General features: G+C 62.9%; 9 protein-coding genes and 1 tRNA gene. 3 read left to right on the plus strand and 7 right to left on the minus strand.

Features of this window, described 5'->3' with window-relative positions; all coding sequences use genetic code 11:
* Nucleotides 1-22: 22 nt before the first annotated feature.
* Together K3163_RS11185 and K3163_RS11190 are read right to left on the minus strand one after the other, a co-directional pair.
* The gene (locus K3163_RS11185; RefSeq protein ID WP_221554262.1) at nt 23-808 is read right to left on the minus strand and encodes an SDR family NAD(P)-dependent oxidoreductase; all 786 of its coding nucleotides are present in this window, start codon (nt 806-808) and stop codon (nt 23-25) included.
* Nucleotides 809-837: 29 nt separating this feature from the next.
* Entirely contained in the window at nt 838-2,010 is a 1,173-nt protein-coding gene (locus K3163_RS11190; RefSeq protein ID WP_221554263.1) for an acetyl-CoA C-acetyltransferase, read from the minus strand.
* 133 nt (nt 2,011-2,143) lie between these two features.
* Between K3163_RS11190 and K3163_RS11195 the strand changes: the two genes are divergently transcribed.
* From K3163_RS11195 to K3163_RS11205, 3 genes are read left to right on the plus strand one after another with little or no spacing between them, the layout of a single operon-like run.
* Nucleotides 2,144-2,890 carry a 2OG-Fe(II) oxygenase gene (locus tag K3163_RS11195; protein ID WP_221427823.1) on the plus strand — a complete coding sequence of 249 codons (747 nt, stop codon included), beginning with the start codon at nt 2,144-2,146 and terminating at the stop codon, nt 2,888-2,890.
* A complete protein-coding gene (locus tag K3163_RS11200) occupies nt 2,887-4,578 on the plus strand; it encodes a putative 2OG-Fe(II) oxygenase (protein ID WP_345719729.1) in 1,692 nt (563 codons plus the stop codon). The genes K3163_RS11195 and K3163_RS11200 overlap by 4 nt, the downstream gene beginning before the upstream one ends.
* Nucleotides 4,575-5,486 carry a class I SAM-dependent methyltransferase gene (locus K3163_RS11205; RefSeq protein ID WP_221554264.1) on the plus strand — a complete coding sequence of 304 codons (912 nt, stop codon included), beginning with the start codon at nt 4,575-4,577 and terminating at the stop codon, nt 5,484-5,486. Before K3163_RS11200 ends, K3163_RS11205 begins: the two co-directional genes overlap by 4 nt.
* Before the next feature lie 121 nt (nt 5,487-5,607).
* Here K3163_RS11205 and K3163_RS11210 read toward each other — a convergent pair whose 3' ends face one another.
* From K3163_RS11210 to K3163_RS11230, 5 genes are all read right to left on the minus strand, one after another.
* On the minus strand, nt 5,608-8,535 hold the full coding sequence (locus K3163_RS11210) for a TonB-dependent receptor domain-containing protein (RefSeq protein WP_221427821.1): 2,928 nt from the start codon (nt 8,533-8,535) through the stop codon (nt 5,608-5,610).
* A 400-nt stretch (nt 8,536-8,935) separates the two neighbouring features.
* A complete protein-coding gene (locus K3163_RS11215; RefSeq protein ID WP_221427820.1) occupies nt 8,936-10,927 on the minus strand; it encodes an alpha/beta hydrolase family protein in 1,992 nt (663 codons plus the stop codon).
* 117 nt (nt 10,928-11,044) lie between these two features.
* Nucleotides 11,045-14,563, minus strand: a complete 3,519-nt coding sequence (locus tag K3163_RS11220) for a TonB-dependent receptor domain-containing protein (RefSeq protein ID WP_221554265.1) — start codon at nt 14,561-14,563, stop codon at nt 11,045-11,047.
* A gap of 407 nt (nt 14,564-14,970) precedes the next feature.
* The gene (clpB, locus tag K3163_RS11225; protein ID WP_221554266.1) at nt 14,971-17,547 is read right to left on the minus strand and encodes an ATP-dependent chaperone ClpB; all 2,577 of its coding nucleotides are present in this window, start codon (nt 17,545-17,547) and stop codon (nt 14,971-14,973) included.
* A gap of 224 nt (nt 17,548-17,771) precedes the next feature.
* Nucleotides 17,772-17,848 (minus strand) — tRNA-Met (locus K3163_RS11230).
* Between the last annotated feature and the right edge of the window lie 71 nt (nt 17,849-17,919).

The following is a 17,919-nucleotide window of genomic DNA, read 5'->3' on the forward strand; positions in this document are numbered from 1 at the left end:
TTTACGTTTGAAGCAGGATCGGTTAGCGCGGTGCCATACGGATCGCGCCGTCGAGGCGGACGTCTTCGCCGTTGAAGTAGCCGCACTCGATCATGGTCATGGCGAGCTGCGCGTACTCTTCCGGATTGCCGAGGCGCTTGGGGAACGGGACCGATGCGGCCAGCGCTTCCTTCACCTGCGGCGGGGCTGCGTTCATCAGCGGGGTGTTGAAGATACCCGGCAGGATGGTGTTCACGCGGATGCCCTCGTTCATGAGGTCGCGCGCGATGGGAAGGGTCATGCCGATCACGCCGCCCTTCGATGCCGAATAGGCCGCCTGGCCGATCTGGCCGTCTTCACCGGCAACCGATGCGGTGTTGACGATCGCACCGCGGTCACCGTCGTCCGAAAGCGGGTCGAGCGTCATCATGCCTGCTGCCGACTTGGCGATGCAGCGGAAGGTGCCGATCAGGTTCACCTGGATGACGAATTCGAAGGCCGAGAGCGGGAAGTGGCTGATCTCGCCGGTCTGCTTGTCGCGCTTGGCGGTCTTGATGGCGTTGCCGATGCCCGCGCAGTTGACGAGGATACGCTCCTGGCCGTGCGCCTCGCGTGCCTTTGCAAAGCCCGCGTCGACGTCTTCGTCGCTCATCACGTTAACCTTGCAGAAGATGCCGCCGATGTCCTTGGCGACGGCTTCGCCCTTCTCTTCGTTCATGTCGAAGATGGCGACCTTGGCGCCCTTGGCGGCGATGGCGCGGGCGGTGGCTTCACCGAGGCCCGATGCGCCGCCGGTGACGACTGCGGGGGTATTGCTGCTGACTTCCATGGGGGTAATCCTCTCGTGATATTAGAAGCTTAAAGAGCCTCGACGATAGTGACGTTGGCGACACCGCCGCCCTCACACATCGTCTGGAGGCCGTATTTCTTGCCGCGCGCCTTCAGGGCGTGGACGAGCGTGGCCATGAGCTTGGTGCCCGAAGCGCCGAGCGGGTGGCCCAGTGCAATCGCGCCGCCATTGACGTTAAGGCGTTCGGGATCTGCACCGGTGTGCTTCAGCCATGCGAGCGGCACGGGCGCAAAAGCCTCGTTGACCTCGAACAGGTCGATGTCGGAGATTTTCATTCCGGCACGCTCGAGCGCGCGGTCGGTCGCGAACAGCGGCTCTTCCAGCATGATGACCGGATCGCCTGCGGTGACGGTGAGGTTGTGGATGCGCGCCAGCGGGGTGAGGCCGTATTCCTTCAGCGCCTTCTCGCTGACGACCAGCACCGCGCTCGAGCCGTCGCAGATCTGGCTGCTGGTTGCAGCGGTGATGGTGCCTTCGGGGCTGAGCAGCTTGACGCCGGCGATGCTTTCGAGCGTCGCGTCGAAACGGATGCCCTCGTCCACCGTGTGCATTTCGGTGCCCTCGGGCGTTTCCACCTCGACCGGAACGATCTCGGCTTCGAATGCGCCCGACTTGGTCGCCTCGATCGCCTTCTGGTGGCTCGACAGGGCGAAACGGTCGAGATCTTCCTTGGTGAAGCCGTGCTTCTTGACGATCATCTCGGCGCCCATGAACTGGCTCCACTGGATACCGGGATATTTCTCTTCGAGGCCGGGCGATTTGTAGTTCCCGAGGCCTTCCTTCATGTGGAACATCGCGGTCGAGCCCATCGGCACGCGGGTCATGCTTTCCACGCCGCTTGCGATGACCACATCCTGCGTGCCGCTCATCACGGCCTGCGCGGCGAACTGGATCGCCTGCTGCGAGGAACCGCACTGGCGGTCAATGGTGACGGCGGGGACGCCCTCACCCAGATGCTTGGAAGCGAGCACGGCATTGCGGCCGACCTGCATCGCCTGTTCGCCGCCCTGGCTGACGCAGCCCATCACGACGTCGTCGATTGCCTTGGCCTCGAGGCCCGAACGCTCCATCACTGCGTCGAGCGACTTTGCTGCCAGATCGACCGGGTGCACCCCGGCAAGCCGCCCTCCCCTGCGCCCACCTGCTGTCCTGACGGCTTCGACGATATAGGCTTCGGGCATGGGGGAGAATCCTCTTTCCGTTTCAATTTGCGACCGGCCTATGGCTGCTTTCCGTTTACGTCAAGTGCCGCTTGGGTGGACGAGCGCGGAGGCGTGCTTGCGGGCAGCCGGAGCGCGTCGTAAAGCTCGCCCCATGGCGCTCAAGAAGCTTTTCGAAATCAACCCCGACCTCGACCGCGAGGCACTGGCCAAGCGATTTGCCGAGCATGGCCGCGTCCAGGTGCGAAATGTCCTAACCGAAGAAACCGCTCGCGAGATCCAGATGATCCTTGCGCGCGGCACCAAGTGGGGCATGGCCGTGCAGGCCGGTGACGGCCCGGGCCAGGAACCGCAGAGCTGGCGGATGGAGGAAATCCAGGCCCCCGGCGGTGCGGAGAAGGTCAACGCCGCCGCCAATGCCGCCCACCAGGCCAGCGCGAAAGGCGATTACGGCTTCCGCTTCGCCCAGTATCCGATCCTCACCGCGGTGCAGGAAGGCTGGGACCCGGGCGGTCCGCACGAGTTGCTCCTCGAATATATCAATTCGCCCGAGTTCCTCGACCTTGCGCGCGACATTACCGGCACCCGCACGCTGACCAAGGCGGACGGGCAGGCATCGCTCTATGCCCCCAACCACTATCTGGGCCGGCATATCGACAGTCATGTCGCCGAAGGATGGCGCTACGCCTACGTCCTCAATTTCGCGCGGGACGACTGGCATCCCGACTGGGGCGGCTATCTCAACTTCCTCGACGAGGACGGCGACATAGTCGAGGGCTTCCGCCCGCGCTTCAACGCGTTGAACCTCTTCGCCGTGCCGACCAGCCACCAGGTCTCCTACGTCCCGCCTTTCGCACCGATGGGCCGTACCGCGATCGTGGGCTGGATCCGCGACCAGTGAGCACAGCCCCGCAGGACTGGCACGCACGCGCCATCGCTGCGGAGCGCGGCGGCGATATTGCCGGCGGGCGCAAGCTCCTCGAACAGGGCCTCGCCGAACATCCCGGAAACGCGCAGCTGCACAACAGTGCCGGATCGATGGCCATGCGCGCCGGGGATGCCGCGGCAGCCGAGGCAGCCTTCGCACGCGCCATCGCGCTTGATCCCTCGCAGGTCGACTATTCGCTCAATCGCGCCATCGCGCTGGGTAAGCTCGGTCGGTCTCGCGAAGCTCTGGCCCTGCTGCGCGAGAAGGAGGCTGCCGCCGGCAGCATCGCGAAATACTGGTCGATCCGCGGGAATACCGCTCGCGCGGCTGGCGACTCGGCGGATGCTGCCATGAGCTATGACCGCTGCCTCGTGGTCCAGCCGGGCCACGCAAAGGCGCTGCACGGCCGGGCACGTGTGGCGCTCGACCGCGGCGAGGACCAGGCGGTAACGCGCTTCGACATTGCCCTGTCGGTCAACCAGGCCGAGGCGGACCTCTGGCTGGGCAAGGCGCAGGCGCTCGATGCAGCTGGCGACCATCAGCAGGCCCGTTCGATAGCCGAGCAGCTCGTGGCGCATGCCCCGCACTGGCTCGAGGCGCTCAAGCTCCTCGCACAGCTGCGCCTCGGCATGGGGGACGAGGACTACGCCGGCCATTACCGCGAGGCGGCCGCGCGGCTTCCTGCCGATCCGAATATTCCCACTGCCCATGCCGACCAGCTCGCAGGGCTCGATCACGCTGCCGAAGCGGCCGAAGTGGTGGCGGAGGCGCGCAAGCGCTTTCCTGACAGCCCGCAGTTCGCCCTGATGGAAGCCGTCCATGCCGGAGCAGCCGGCGATCAGGAGCGCGCCGAGGCAATATTCGCCGACCTGCAACTCGACACCCCCGACCGCGCGATCCACGAAGCCCGCCATCGGATCAGGCGCGGAGAGCTCGAAAGGGCCGAAAGCCTGCTCGAGAAGGCGCTGGCGGGAGGCGGCTCGCTTCATTCGACCTATGCGCTGCTCGGTATTGTCTGGCGGCTTACAGACAATCCGAAGGCGCAATGGCTTCACGGGCAGGAAAACCTCGTCCAGCTGCGCCCGCTGCGCGATGCGGAAAGCATCATGCCGCAGGCGATCGAGCGCCTGCACGAATTGCACGACCACTCGCCCCTGCCGCTCGGCCAGTCGCTTCGTGGCGGCTCGCAGACGCGCCACATCCTGTTCCAGAGGCACGAAGAGATCTTCGCGAAGCTTCACCGGGCTATCCTCGGAACGCTCGAGGACTACAGGGCTGGACTGCCGCCGGCCGATCCCGATCACCCGCTCCTGCGGCACCGTGACGATCCATGGGAGCTCACCGGATCATGGTCGGTGCGCCTGCGGGGCGGCGGCGACTATCACACGTCGCACATTCATCCCGACGGCATGTTGAGTTCAGCGCTGTACCTGATCGTGCCCGAGGCGGCACAGGGCGATGACCAGCAGGGCTGGCTCGAGGTCGGTCGTCCCCCGCCGCATCTCGGCCTCGACCTGCCTCCCCTGAGGACCATCCAGCCCAAGGAAGGGCATCTCGCCCTGTTCCCGAGCACGCTTTACCACGGCACGACGCCCTTCGAGGAATCGCTGCGGATGACGGTAGCTTTCGACGTTGTTCCTGTGGCAAGGCCCGCCACATGACGAGCGAAGCGGACAAGGGCGAAGCCTGGAAGGAATTCTGGGCGCGGCAGAGCGCCAATGGCAAAAGCGGCGGCGGTTGCTTGCCCGAACGCTGGGGCGTCATTGAAAAGGTCCAGAAGAGCGCGTGGGAGGCATTTCTGCCCAGCGTCCCCGAGAATGCGAAGGTCCTCGACCTCGCGACGGGCGATGCGCGGGTGCTGCGCTGGATGCTGGCGCTACGGCCCGACCTGAAGGCGGTCGGCGTCGATCTCGCGCCCCGCCTGCCCCCGCCCCCGCCCGGGGTCGAAGTCCATCCGAATATCGCGATGGAAGACCTCCCGTTCCCCGACAGCAGTTTTGGTGCGGTGACGAGCCAGTTCGGCTTCGAATACGGCGATAGCGCCAAGGCTGCCGGAGAGATCGCGCGCGTGCTCGCACCGGGCGGCCTCGTGGGCCTCATGGTCCACCGCGGCGACGGCCCGATCCTCGAGCACAATCTCAACCGCAGACATCAACTGCAATGGGCGCTCGGCGAGAATGGCGTAGCCGAAGCCGTGAAGGAAGCGCTGCGCGAGGGCGCGGGCGGCATAGACAAAGGCGCGCGGATCGCAGCCGAGATTGCCGCGAAGGGCGCAAAGGAGTTCGGGCAGACGTCACCGGCCTGGGAGATCCCCGAGGCCATCCGGCGCTCGTGCCTGATGGGGCGCAGCTCCGGTGCCGGCTCGATTTCCGAGACGATCGGCGTGATCGAAACGCAGGCGAAGAACGAGCTCGGCAGGATCGACTCCCTCGCAGAAGCATGCCGCACTGCGGATGACCGCGGCGACATCGTCGATGCCTTTGCGGCGCATGACCTTTCGCTCAGGGAAACTCGCGCGCTGGAAGACCCTTCCGGCCGGGCAATCGCTGATTTCCTGACTTTCTCCTGATCGGCTGGCTCTAGGCCTCCTTCGAGGCAAGCTCCGGAAATAGAAAAAGGGCGCCAGGCACGAAGCCTGACGCCCTTTTCTTTGTGCTCCCCACCCGAAGGCGGGGAGACACATGTCCCGATTAGAAGCGGAACTGAGCCGAGAAGAAGAAGTCACGGCCCAGCACGTCGTACGTGCTCGGGTAGGTGTTTGCCTGTTCCGAGTTGTTGAAGTCACCCAGAAGCAGCGAGTTGGTGTCGTTGATGACCGTACCCGAAGCATCGAATTCCGGCGACGACGGCAGGGTATCGAACAGGTTGTTGATACCAGCCGACAGCGTCAGCTTGTCGGTTGCTTCGACCGAAACGGTCAGGTCGATCAGGTCGTAGGCGTCGATACGCTCAACGTGGTAGTCGAACGTCGGATCATCGTCTTCGACGGCCGACAGGTGACGCCAGCGAACCGAGGTGGTCACCGGACCGTCCGACCAGCTGAAGCGCGAGGTCCACTTGAACGATGCCTGCGGCTCGCCACAGGTCAGGCCGAATTCACCCGCACAGGTCACGACGTTGCTCGTGTCCGTCACGTCCGGAATGAAGTCGTTGCTTTCCGTCCAGGTTCCGAGGAACTGGATGGCCATGCGCGAGTCAGCTTCGCCGAAGAGCGAGAAGCCGACGTCGGTGCCGTAGTTGACCTGAAGGTCGACGCCCGAGGTGCTGAATTCGGCGATGTTAGCGCCACCCAGAACCGGCGGGTTGGTACGACCGAACGCACCGTCAGCGTCACGCGTGCCAACGAAGTTGAGGCAGCGCGGGTCGCTCAGGTCCTGTGCCTGGTTGTAGCACAGGTCCAGAGCCTGCTGGAGGCTGATCGTGGTGATCGCGTTGTCGATGGTGATGTCGAAGTAGTCAGCCGTGATCGTCAGACCAGGGATGAAGCTCGGCTCGAGCACAACACCGAAGCTGTAGCTGTCCGAGGTTTCTTCTTCGAGGTTCGGGTTACCACCGAACAGGGCAGCGATCTGGCCGTCGGGCTGAAGCACGACGTTGTTGCCGATGTTTGCCTGCGGAACACCGTTCGCAAGACAGGTTGCCAGAAGGCCACCGGTCGGGATCGGGCCGTTGCCTGCACCGTCACCGGCACACGGGTCGTTCGCGCCCGGGAAGCCGATTGCGGTACCCTGGAACAGCTCGTTCACGTTCGGTGCGCGAACTGCACGCTGGTACTGACCACGGAAGGTGATGTCCGGGATCGGCTGGATCTGGATACCACCAGCGTAGGTCCACACGCCGCCAACCGTCTCGAGCGAGTAGTCCGAGTAACGGCCTGCACCGGTGAGCTCGACGCGGAAGCCGCTTTCGGTCTCGAACGGGATGTTGAGCTCGGCGAACACTTCGTTGACGTCATAGCCGCCCGAGGTCGGCGAACCGGCGTTGAAGCCAGCCACGTCGCCCGAAGCGAGGAATTCGTCAGGAAGGAACTGAGCTTCGACGATACGACGCTCTGCACCGATTGCGAAACCGACAGCTTCAGCTTCACCCAGGGCGAAATCGCCGAAGGTACCCGAGACCACACCGGTCAGGACCTGCAGCTTCGAGATGTCGCCGTTCTGAGCCTGGATGCGGAACGAGTCCACCATTGCCGGGGTCAGGGTGTTGGGGCCGAAGATGTTGATCGGGGTCGGGCCCGTGCCGTTCACACCAGCGGTGAAGCGCGAAACCGACGCGTTACCCTGCTGGATGTTGGCGTTACGGGTACGTGCGAACATGTAGTACGCATCGTAGCTCAGGTAGTCGTTGATCGCGCCGCGAGCACCCGTGACAAGACGGAATGCGTTACGTTCGTCGAGGTTACGACGGCCGCCGGCTTCGAGAAGACGACGACGGACCTGAACGTCGATCAGACCGTCGTTCTGGGCGGCACCGGTTTCGTTCGCGTCGAGATCGCGGAACGCTGCGATGGTTGCAGCGTCGACGAAGCCGTTGGCTTCGAGCGAGTCGATGTCGAGGAAGGTGTTGACCAGGATCGGGGTCGGAGCGAGTTCCGCATCAACGCGGTTGTTCGAATACGAAAGTTCGCCGTAGAGCTCGAGGCCCGACGAAATTTCATACGCTGCGTTACCACCAAGCAGGTAGCGCTCTTGCGGCAGCTGCAGGTAGTTGACCGGAGCGTAGTTATAAAGGTCGCCCGGGTTGTCGTATTCGCGGATCGAGCCATCGGCGTTGAAGATCGCGAACGGGTTGCCGTCAACCGACGAATCGAACGGCGAACCGACGGTGTCGGCATCGCCACGATAGGTCAGGCGGGTAGCCGGCGGAAGCGACGAACCCAGCTGGACGAGGGGCGAACCACCCAGTGCGAATTCCGAGAAGTCACGGTCGCCCTGGAAGATTTCTTCACGGTTGTAGTATTCCGCATAGGCCGTCACGTTACCGCGACCGTCAGCGAAGTCGCTGCCGACTGCACCGTGGACCTGATAGCGGGCACCGTCGCCACGCTCGGTGATCGAGTACTGGCCGCCAACTTCGGCGCCGTCGAGTTCACGAAGGCGGAAGTTAACAACACCGGCCATAGCGTCCGAACCGTAAACGGCCGAAGCACCACCGGTCACAACGTCAACCGAATCCAGCAGGAACTGCGGGATGGTGTTGAGGTCGGTGATCTGGTTTGCGTCGTAGAACTTCCAGCGGCGGCCGTTGACCAGCAGCAGGGTGCGGGTCGCGCCGAGGCCACGAAGGTTCAGCGAGGCAGTACCGTTACCGGGGTTGTTCGAGAACGACGTAACGCCGGGAACGACCTGCGGGAGCGTGTTGACAACGTTTTCAACGTTGACGGTACCCGAGAGCTTGAACTCTTCGGCGTTGACGACTGCAACCGGTGCAGCGGTTTCGACGTTGCGGCGCGCAATACGCGAACCGGTAACGACGATCGGTGCGGCCGAAGTTTCTTCGGCAGCGCCCGACTCAAGCGCCGGGTCCTCATCGGCCTGCGCCAGAGCGGGCGAAGCGATCATGGCACCAGCCATGACCGTGCCCGTCAGGAGCGAAGCCTTGGTGAAACGGTAAGACATTAGTATCCCCTCAAATTCGGCCACCACCCATGCGGCAGCCACAGAAAAGAATGGATCCAGACATTAGTCCGAATGTGGCGCATCTAGGCTCATGGGGGGTGGCGGAGCAATCGTCGAACCAAATGATATAGTCGTAAAATTGCCGGTGTGACATTCCGGTTACAGTTGAAACGGCCCCTGAAAAACGGGCGAAAGTGCCTCTTCAGCGCCTCGGCGTTATCACCGTGTTGCATGCGTATCGCGCTATTTTCCAATCATGCGAGACGCGGAAATTTTCTTGCAGGCCCGGGTTTCTTTCAGCCTGTCGCTGCTTGTCCACAGGCGGACCCTGAAGACGGGAAACGCAAAGAAAAAGCCCGGCGGTTTCCCGCCGGGCTTTCCTGTTTCCGGATGGTCAGGCTCAGAGCCCGCCCGGTCCGCAATCGTTCGCCAGGAAGTCGAGCATCTTGGTGTAGAACTGCTCCTGGTGCTCGTACATCAGCGTCGAGTAGAAGTGGTCCGCACCGGTCAGGGTGAGGAACTGGGCATCGGTCTTGCCCGCCTTCTGGATCGCGTCGCGATAATCCTCGAAGTTGAAGTAGAGGACGCGCGCGTCGACGTCGCCATGGACCATGAGGAGCGGCACGTTGACCTTCGACACTTCGTTGATCGGGTTGATGCCGATCATGCCGCGACGCTGTGCCCAATCGTCGATCGCCGTCGGCGTCCACGGGTTGCTGCGCAGCTTGTAGACCTTCTCGGGATCCGCGACTGCTGCACCCGCGATGACGCACTGGTAGATGTTGGGATCACGCGAAGCCGCAACGAGGGCTGCGTAACCGCCGTAGGACCAGCCGAACATCGCGATGCGGTCCGGATCGACGAGACCCTGCTCGACGAGGTAGAGCGCGCCGTCGTCCTTGTCGTCCTGCATGGCGAGACCGTGCTGGCCATAGGCGCTGTCGAACAGTTCCTTACCCCAGCCGACCGACATACGGTACTGCGGCTGCAGGACCATGTAGCCGGCATTGGCCAGCAGCTGGCCCCACTCGTCATAGCTGATGACTTCGTTGACGTGCGGGCCGCCGTGCGGAAGCACGACCAGCGGGAACGGTCCCTCGCCCTTGGGCTTGGTGACGTAACCGGCGATCATCTTGCCGTCGCGCGCGGGGTAGCGGATGAACTCGACATCCGACAGGTCTTCCGCCTTCAGCAGCGGGTTGCGGCTGCCGAGCTTGCTCATGCGGCCGTCCTTGACCAGCCAGAACGAACCCGGGTCACGCGGACCGCGGTTCTGGACGATCATGGTGTTGCCATCGCGCGAACGGCTCGAGATCGAAACCTCGTGGGCGTTCGGGATCTGGGCTTCGAGCGCGTCGTAGAGCGCCTTTTCCTGCTCGTCGAACCAGATGCGGTTGCGCTTGTCCCACGGATAGCGGGCCGCCACGAGGCGGTCGTCACCCGGGAGCGAGCTGGTCTGGATCCACATGATGTCGGCCTGGTCGGTACCGGCGAGCTTCTCGCCGAACTGGCCCTTGTTGAAGTCGAACTCCCACAGCGAAGCCTTGTCCTCGCCGCGGTTGTCGATGACGTAGCCGATGTTGGGATCGTCCTGCTTGAAGCCGACGAGGCCCATGAAGCCCGAAAGGACGCGGTAGAGGTTTTCGTGATCGTCCTGGTCGTAGCGGGCGAATTCGGTCCACGAACCGTCACCCGGCTTGCGGTAATACGTCACTTCTTCCTTGGAAGCGCGATCGTAGCCCGAGGTCCAGCGCGGGTTGCCCTGGCTGTCGAAGACGGCAGTCGGATACTTCTCGCTGCCCTTCAGGACGAGCTGCTTGGAGCCGGTCTTGAGGTTCAGCTTGTAGTATGCGCGCGGACGGAAGGCCGAGAACGGATCGACTTCGGCGGCGCTGCCGACCGAACGACCGGTACCGATCAGGATTTCGTTCGGCTCGTCGGGAAGCAGCGTTGCGATGCTGAAGACGCCCTCGACACGCTGGAACTTCTTCTTGTTCACGTCGAAAATGAACGAAGCGTAGTCGTAGGTGCCTTCTTCGGGGCCGTTCACCTTCTTGCGGTTCTGCTGCCACGCGGTGCCGAAGATGAAGTCGTCGCTGACCCACTGTGCGCCGATGATTTCCATCGGGTCGGCAGCGATACGATAGGGCTTACCACCGAGATTGTCGGTATCGTAAAGCTCCATCAGGTAGTCGCCGTCACGGCTCTCGTTCTTGATGACGAGCAGGCGTTTGCCGCTGGGCGAGACCTGGACGGTCGTCATGGTGTCACGGAGAGCCCAGACTTCGATGGGAACGGTAGGCTGGCCGGTGGTCTGTGCAGTGGAAGGCGCGACCCCCAGTGCAACGGTGCAGGCAGCTGCTGCAAGAAATACTGATCTGAACTTCTTCATTTTTGAACTCTCACAAGACGTGTCCCGGGGGGACGGATGAACCCCTTGAATTAAAATGGGCGGCCCCGCGACTAAACGCGAGGCCGCCCGAACTTACTTACCCTGTTCTGAATAAGATCAGAACTGGATATTGAAGCGGGCGAAGAATTCGCGCCCGTTATAGTCGTAGCCTGCACCCAGTGCCGTGTTCGAGATATCGGTGATACCCGAAGCGAAGGGGCTGACCTGCGGCGGAGCGGTGTCGAAGACGTTGCTCACACCGACCAGGAGGTCCCAGGTGTCGGCACGGTAGCGGATCGACGCGGTGTGCAGGAACTGCTCTTCGGCGTAGCCGATCGGGCGACAGTACACACCGTCACCGACAACGACACCGTCCGGAACGCCGTTCGCGTCACGCGAACCGCCACCGAGACAGGTGCTGCCCGTCTGGCCGATGAAGTTGCCGTCCGCGTCGTAACCGAAGACGTCGGAGAACGGGTCGATGTTGTCCGGATCCTGGTCGAAGCCACCGATGTAGCGGGTGTTCCAGGTGAAACGCCACTTGTCGATGTCCGCCGTGAACGTCGCACGACCGGTCCATTCCTGCAGACCCACTTCGCCTTCATCGCGGTCGCTGATGAAGTTGCCGGTGGTGTCGTCGATGAACAGCGTGCTGCGCTCGATCAGGTGGTTCGCACGAACGTTCAGACCGAGGTCGACGATCGTACCGAACGCCTGGACTTCCTTCGACAGACGGCTGTTGAAGTCGAGACCACGGACGCTTTCTTCGTTCAGGTTGATGAAGCCAGCGAACACATCGGAGATCAGCTGCGAGCCGGTCGTCGATGCCGTGATACGGTCACAGAAGGCCGAACGTTGCGGATCTTCGCGGGTGTAGCAGTCCGAGACGATGAACCCGACCGAAGGAGCGATGATCGAGTCCTTCACCTTGATGTCGTAGTAGTTCGTGCTCAGGGCGAAGTCCCAGCCGTCACCGAAGGTTTCCTCGAAAGCGAAACCGGCGGTCAGCGAGCGCGACGTTTCCGGATCGATGTCGAGTGCACCACCGCGGGTAACTTCCACGCTGGCGATCTGGATCGGCGAGAGCGACTGTCCCGTGGTCGGGTCGATCTGCAGACCGACCGTGGTCGGGTCGCGACCTTCACGGATACAGTTGTCGAGGATGCGCTGGTCACGCGTCTCGTTCGTCGGATCGTAGGTGCCGGTCGCGACGTCGAACGCCGCATCGGGAACCGCACAAGGGTCGGTGACCGAGTTGAAGCCCGACTGCGAACCGAGGAAGTTCTCGCGCAGGTTCGGCGCACGGAACGAAGTACCGTAGCTGAACTTGAGCAGCAGGGATTCGATCGGACGCCAGCCGGCCTTGATCGAGTAGGTGTAGTTGGTGCCGTAGAATTCCTCGTCGGTGATACGGCCCGAGAGGTTCAGGTTGAGTTCCTGGACCCAGGGCTTGCCAGCCTGCAGAGGAATGTCGATTTCACCGAACGCTTCCTTGATTTCCTTCGAACCGGTGGCGCCGCTGTCGGCGAAGAAGCCGAAGAACAGGCCGTTCGAAGCGACATCGCTGGCGACCGAGTTGATCTCGTCACGGCGATACTCGACACCGAACACACCGCCGACCGGGCCGGCCGGGAGGGTGAAGAGGTCGCCGGTGACGAATGCGTTCACGACGATCTGTTCGTAGGTGGTGTCGAACGAACGGTCACCGAAGACGTAGTCACGCTCGGCCTGCGTTGCGAAGTCGCCCTGGGCGGAGCCCAGCACGCTGTCGGCGAACAGGTTGACCGCGACACAGCCGTCCAGGAGGTCGGGCATTGCGAGACCGGGGTTGGCGAGAGCCGAAGCATCACACGGATCGATTGCCGGCAGACCGCCGGTGACCTGTGCGATGAACGAGTTACCGACCGTGGCACCCGAGATGTAGTCGTCGGCAATGCCGTCGCCGTTGTTGTCGACTACGCCGTCGCCGTCGAAGTCCATCGTCGGGTCGATACCCAGAGCGAAGGCAAGCTTGTCTTCGCGGATACCGCGAACGTTCGACTTACCGTCTGCGTACGAATAGACGCCCGAAACTTCGAAGCTCCAGCTCGGAGCGATGAAGGGCAGGTCGCCGCGAATGCCGAACACGCCGCGATACTGCTCCTGCGTGACGTCGGTGTTGTTGCGGTCGCCTTCGATGGCGAAGACCGGACGGACCGAGATCGGACCGAAGCCGGTCAGACCCGAACCGGGCAGCGAACCTTCGGTGTCGGAACGACAGTCAACACCGGTAACGTTGGTGTTACAGGGGTTGAAGGCGTTGTTATCCGGCACGTACGGGAAGATCTGGGCGAAGAACTCGTTATCGCCGCGGATTTCCGCACGGGTGTACATCGCTTCGAAGAACGGAGTGATGTTGGCTTCACCCGGGAAGGTGTACTCACCGTATGCGAGGATGTTGTAACGCTTCTGTTCGCTGAGGAACGTCTGATCGGGGTTTGCACCGTTCAGGTTGTAGTCGTTCAGGAAGTCGATGTCGCGAACGCCGTCACCATCGGCATCCACCGGACCGCCGAAGAACGATTCCGAGTAGCCCGGGATGCCCGAGTTACCGGTCTGACCACCGAAGTAGGTGTTGTTGTCACGATAGACCGAACCGACGTTGGTGAACGGAATGATGATACGGTTGTTGAAGCCGTCCTGGATACATTCGCTCGTCGAAGTGGTGACCGTGCCGTTCGAGTCGGCAAGCGCGTTGGCCTGCTGGTCGATCGTAAGACGACGGACTTCACCGGTGTTGGTGATGTCGAGGTTGGTCGTACAACCGCGGAAGAAGTCACGATCACGCAGACGGATGGTGTCACGATAATCGTACTCGGCGCCGATGCCGAAGAAACCGCGGTCGGTGTTGAAGCCCCAGGCTGCGCCGACCGTGTAGTCGTCGCCACCACCTTCGGGGTTGATGTTGCCGAATGCAGTCAGCTCGAGACCGTCGAAGTCCTTGCGGAGGATGACGTTACCCACACCGGCAACAGCGTCCGAACCGTAAACCGACGATGCACCGTCGAGGAGCAGGTCGTAGCGGTCGATCAGCGTGCTGGGCAGCAGGTTGAGCGAAGGAGCGGTCGGTGCGCCTTCCACACCGGCCGGTGCGAGGCGACGGCCGTTGATGAGGAGCAGCGTACGGTCTGCGCCGAGGCCGCGAAGGTCGAGCGTGGTCGAACCCGGGCCGTTGTCGAGCACGAAGCCCTGGAAGGTTGCGTCGATCTGGACGCCGGCGGCGCTTTCCGAGCGCTGCAGGATCGAGGTCGGATCGAACAGACCAGCTTCCTGCTCGCTTTCGGTCGTCAGGACCTGCAGCGGCGAGATGCTGGAGTAGGTGTCGCGACGGATACGCGAACCGGTAACGACGATGGCGCCTTCACTGCGCTCGCCGCTGGCGCCGGTCGACGTGACGTCGACGACGTCGCCGGTGTTGGCGTCGTTGTTGTCTACGCCGTCGGGACCGTCGCTCTGGACGACGCATTCGCCGTCGACTTCGTCGGTGCCTTCAGGGCAGTCTGCGTCCTGAGCGAACGCCTGGCTGCCCGAAACGAGCGCCAGGGCGGAAGCCGAAAAGGCCAGACCCTTGATCGTGTTGATTTGTAATTTTCGCATTAGATACTCCAGTCGCGACAACCGGAACTGCGCTCCCGAGTCAGGACTCACCAATCGACACTCCCCTAGCGGCGTCGAAATGGCGTTGAATCAGTCCCGGACAATGGTCCCCCAGTCCCTGATGAGACGGGTTCTGCGTTAACCTCAGGTACAAGTCAAAGCGAGTGAGCCGCTTTTGGGCGCGATGTTGCGAAAATCCCACATTTTCCCGCCGGTTTCACGAGAGTTGCAAATGGCAACGCAACAATGGGATTCGCACCGCCCTCTCCAAGTCATAATATTTCGCGCGAGCCAGTCACAGTAGCGTCGTATTTGGCAACCGCTGCGAATCGGCGGATTTGTTGCAGCCATATGAAAACGGGCAGGAGCACATCCGCGCCCCTGCCCGCCTGAATGCCGTATGCAGATCAGCCGACCTGCATCTCCAATGCTCCGTCGCCTTCGTCGATCTTGACCGTCGAACCGTCGGGCACCTTGCCCGATAGGATCATGTCGGCGAGCGGGTCCTGCACATAGCGCTGGACCGCACGCTTGAGCGGCCTTGCGCCGTAAACCGGATCGTAGCCGACACGGCCGAGCCACCGCTTGGCGCCATCGGTGAGATCGAGCACGATCTTGCGATCCTTGAGCAGCTTCTGGACCCGCGCGACCTGGATATCGACGATCGGTGCCATGTGCTCCTGCGCGAGGCGGTGGAACAGGATGATCTCGTCGAGACGGTTGAGGAACTCGGGGCGGAAATGGCCGCGCACGACGTCCATCACCTGCGGCTCGACATCCTCGACCTTCTGGTCGTCGTCCATGTTGGCGAGATACTGGCTGCCGAGGTTCGAGGTGAGGATGATCAGCGTATTGCTGAAATCCACCACCCTGCCCTGCCCGTCGGTCAGACGCCCGTCGTCGAGCACCTGCAGCAGGACGTTGAAGACATCGGTGTGCGCCTTCTCGACCTCGTCGAAGAGCACGACCTGGTAGGGCCTGCGCCTTACGGCCTCGGTCAGTACGCCGCCTTCTTCATATCCGACATATCCCGGAGGCGCGCCGATCAGGCGGGCGACCGCGTGCTTTTCCATGAACTCGCTCATGTCGATGCGAACCATGGCCTGGTCGTCGTCGAACAGGAAGCCGGCGAGAGCCTTGGTGAGCTCGGTCTTGCCGACGCCGGTCGGGCCGAGGAAGAGGAAGCTGCCCAGCGGACGACCGGGGTCCTGCAGGCCCGCACGCGCACGGCGCACTGCCTTGGAGACCGCGTCGATCGCCTGGCTCTGCCCGATCACCCGCTTCGACAGGATGTTCTCCATGTCGAGCAGCTTCTCGCGCTCGCCTTCCATCATCTTGTCGACGGGGATACCCGTCCAGCGCGAGACCACGCCGGCGATATCGTCTTCGGTCACCTCTTCCTTGAGAAGCGCATTCTCGGTGTGGCCGCTGGCCTCCTCGAGCTTCTTCTCGAGCTCAGGGATCTTGCCGTACTGCAGCTCGCCCGCCTTCGCGAGGTCGCCCGCGCGCTGGGCCTGCTCGAGTTCGAGCCGCGCCTGGTCGAGCTCTTCCTTGATCCGGCCTTCGGCATGGATCTTGTCACGCTCGTTCTGCCAGCGGGTGGTCAGTTCGCTCGACTGCTGCTCGAGCTCGGAAAGCTCCTTGCGCAGCGTTTCGAGGCGATCCTTGGAGGCGCTGTCGGTTTCCTTCTGCAGCGCCTGCTCCTCGATCCGCAGCTGGATGATGCGGCGGTCGAGACCCTCGATCTCCTCGGGCTTCGATTCCACCTCCATGCGGATACGCGAGGCCGCCTCGTCCATAAGGTCGATCGCCTTGTCGGGCAGGAAGCGGTTCTGGATGTAACGGTTGGAGAGCTGCGCCGCCGCGACGATCGCGCCGTCGGTGATGCGCACGCCGTGGTGCAGCTCGTACTTGTCCTTGATGCCGCGCAGGATGCTGATCGTGTCCTCGACGCTAGGCTCGTCGATATAGACGGGCTGGAAGCGCCGCTGGAGCGCCGGGTCCTTCTCGACATACTTCTGGTACTCGTCGAGCGTGGTGGCACCGATGCAGTGGAGTTCGCCGCGTGACAGCGCGGGCTTCAGAAGGTTGCCGGCATCCATGCTGCCTTCGCTCGCGCCCGCACCGATCAGCGTGTGCATCTCGTCGATGAACAGGATGATCTGGCCTTCGGCGCCCTTCACTTCGTCGAGAACCGCCTTCAGGCGTTCCTCGAACTCGCCGCGATACTTCGCGCCGGCAATCAGCGCGCCCATATCGAGCGACATGAGCGTACGGCCCTTGAGGCTGTCGGGCACGTCGCCATTGGCGATGCGCAGCGCGAGACCTTCGGCAATGGCGGTCTTACCCGTGCCGGGCTCGCCGATGAGGGCGGGGTTGTTCTTGGTACGACGCGCGAGGATCTGCACCGTGCGGCGGATTTCCTCGTCGCGGCCGATCACAGGGTCGAGCTTGCCGTCGCGCGCCGCCTGCGTGAGGTCGCGCGCGTACTTCTTCATCGCGTCGTAGCTTTCCTCGGCCCCGGCACTGTCCGCAGTGCGGCCACCGGTGACTTCCTGGATCGCTTCCTCGAGGGACTTGGTATCGACGCCGGCCCCCTTGAGCGCCTTGCCTGCGTCGTTGTCCGCCAACGTAAGCGCCTGCAGCACGCGCTGGACGGGCACGAAGCTGTCGCCAGCCTTTTCGGCAAGCTGCTCTGCCTGGTCGAGCGCACGCACGGCGTCATTGTCGAGACCCGGTGTCTGCTGCGCACCACCACCGGAGACTGAGGGAATCTTGCCGAGCGCGGTGTCGATCTCGGTGATCGCCACGCCGGGATTGCCGCCGGCGCGCTGGATCAGCTGCGCGGCCATGCCCTGCTCGTCGTCGAGCAGCGCCTTCAGGAGGTGCGCAGGCGTGATGCGCTGGTGGTTCATGCGGATCGCAACCGTTTGCGCGGCCTGCAGGAAGCCTTTTGCGCGATCGGTGAACTTCTCGAGATTCATTCGAATACCCTCATGCTTGAATTACCACTCGAATATGGTGTTGCGATTATGCAACACAAGCCCTCCCCCGCATTTTATCACGAGGTGTATTAGCTGCATATAGGGGTAAGGAGCGCGTTGGCGAGGGGGCAACGCGAAAAAGTCTGCCGCGCGATCGCCAAGAGCTTCTCGAGCGACGGAATCCAGGCACAAAAAAACCCGCCGGAAGGCGGGCGATCTGTCGGTGGTTGCGGGGGTTGGATTTGAACCAACGACCTTCAGGTTATGAGCCTGACGAGCTACCGGACTGCTCCACCCCGCGGCACCGTGCGTGTCTTTGGGACGTGTAGCCCAGAGACACAAAAGCCGCCGCTCGGTTCGCACCGGCAGCGG

This window comes from Qipengyuania xiapuensis (assembly GCF_019711395.1).
GTDB lineage: Bacteria > Pseudomonadota > Alphaproteobacteria > Sphingomonadales > Sphingomonadaceae > Qipengyuania > Qipengyuania xiapuensis.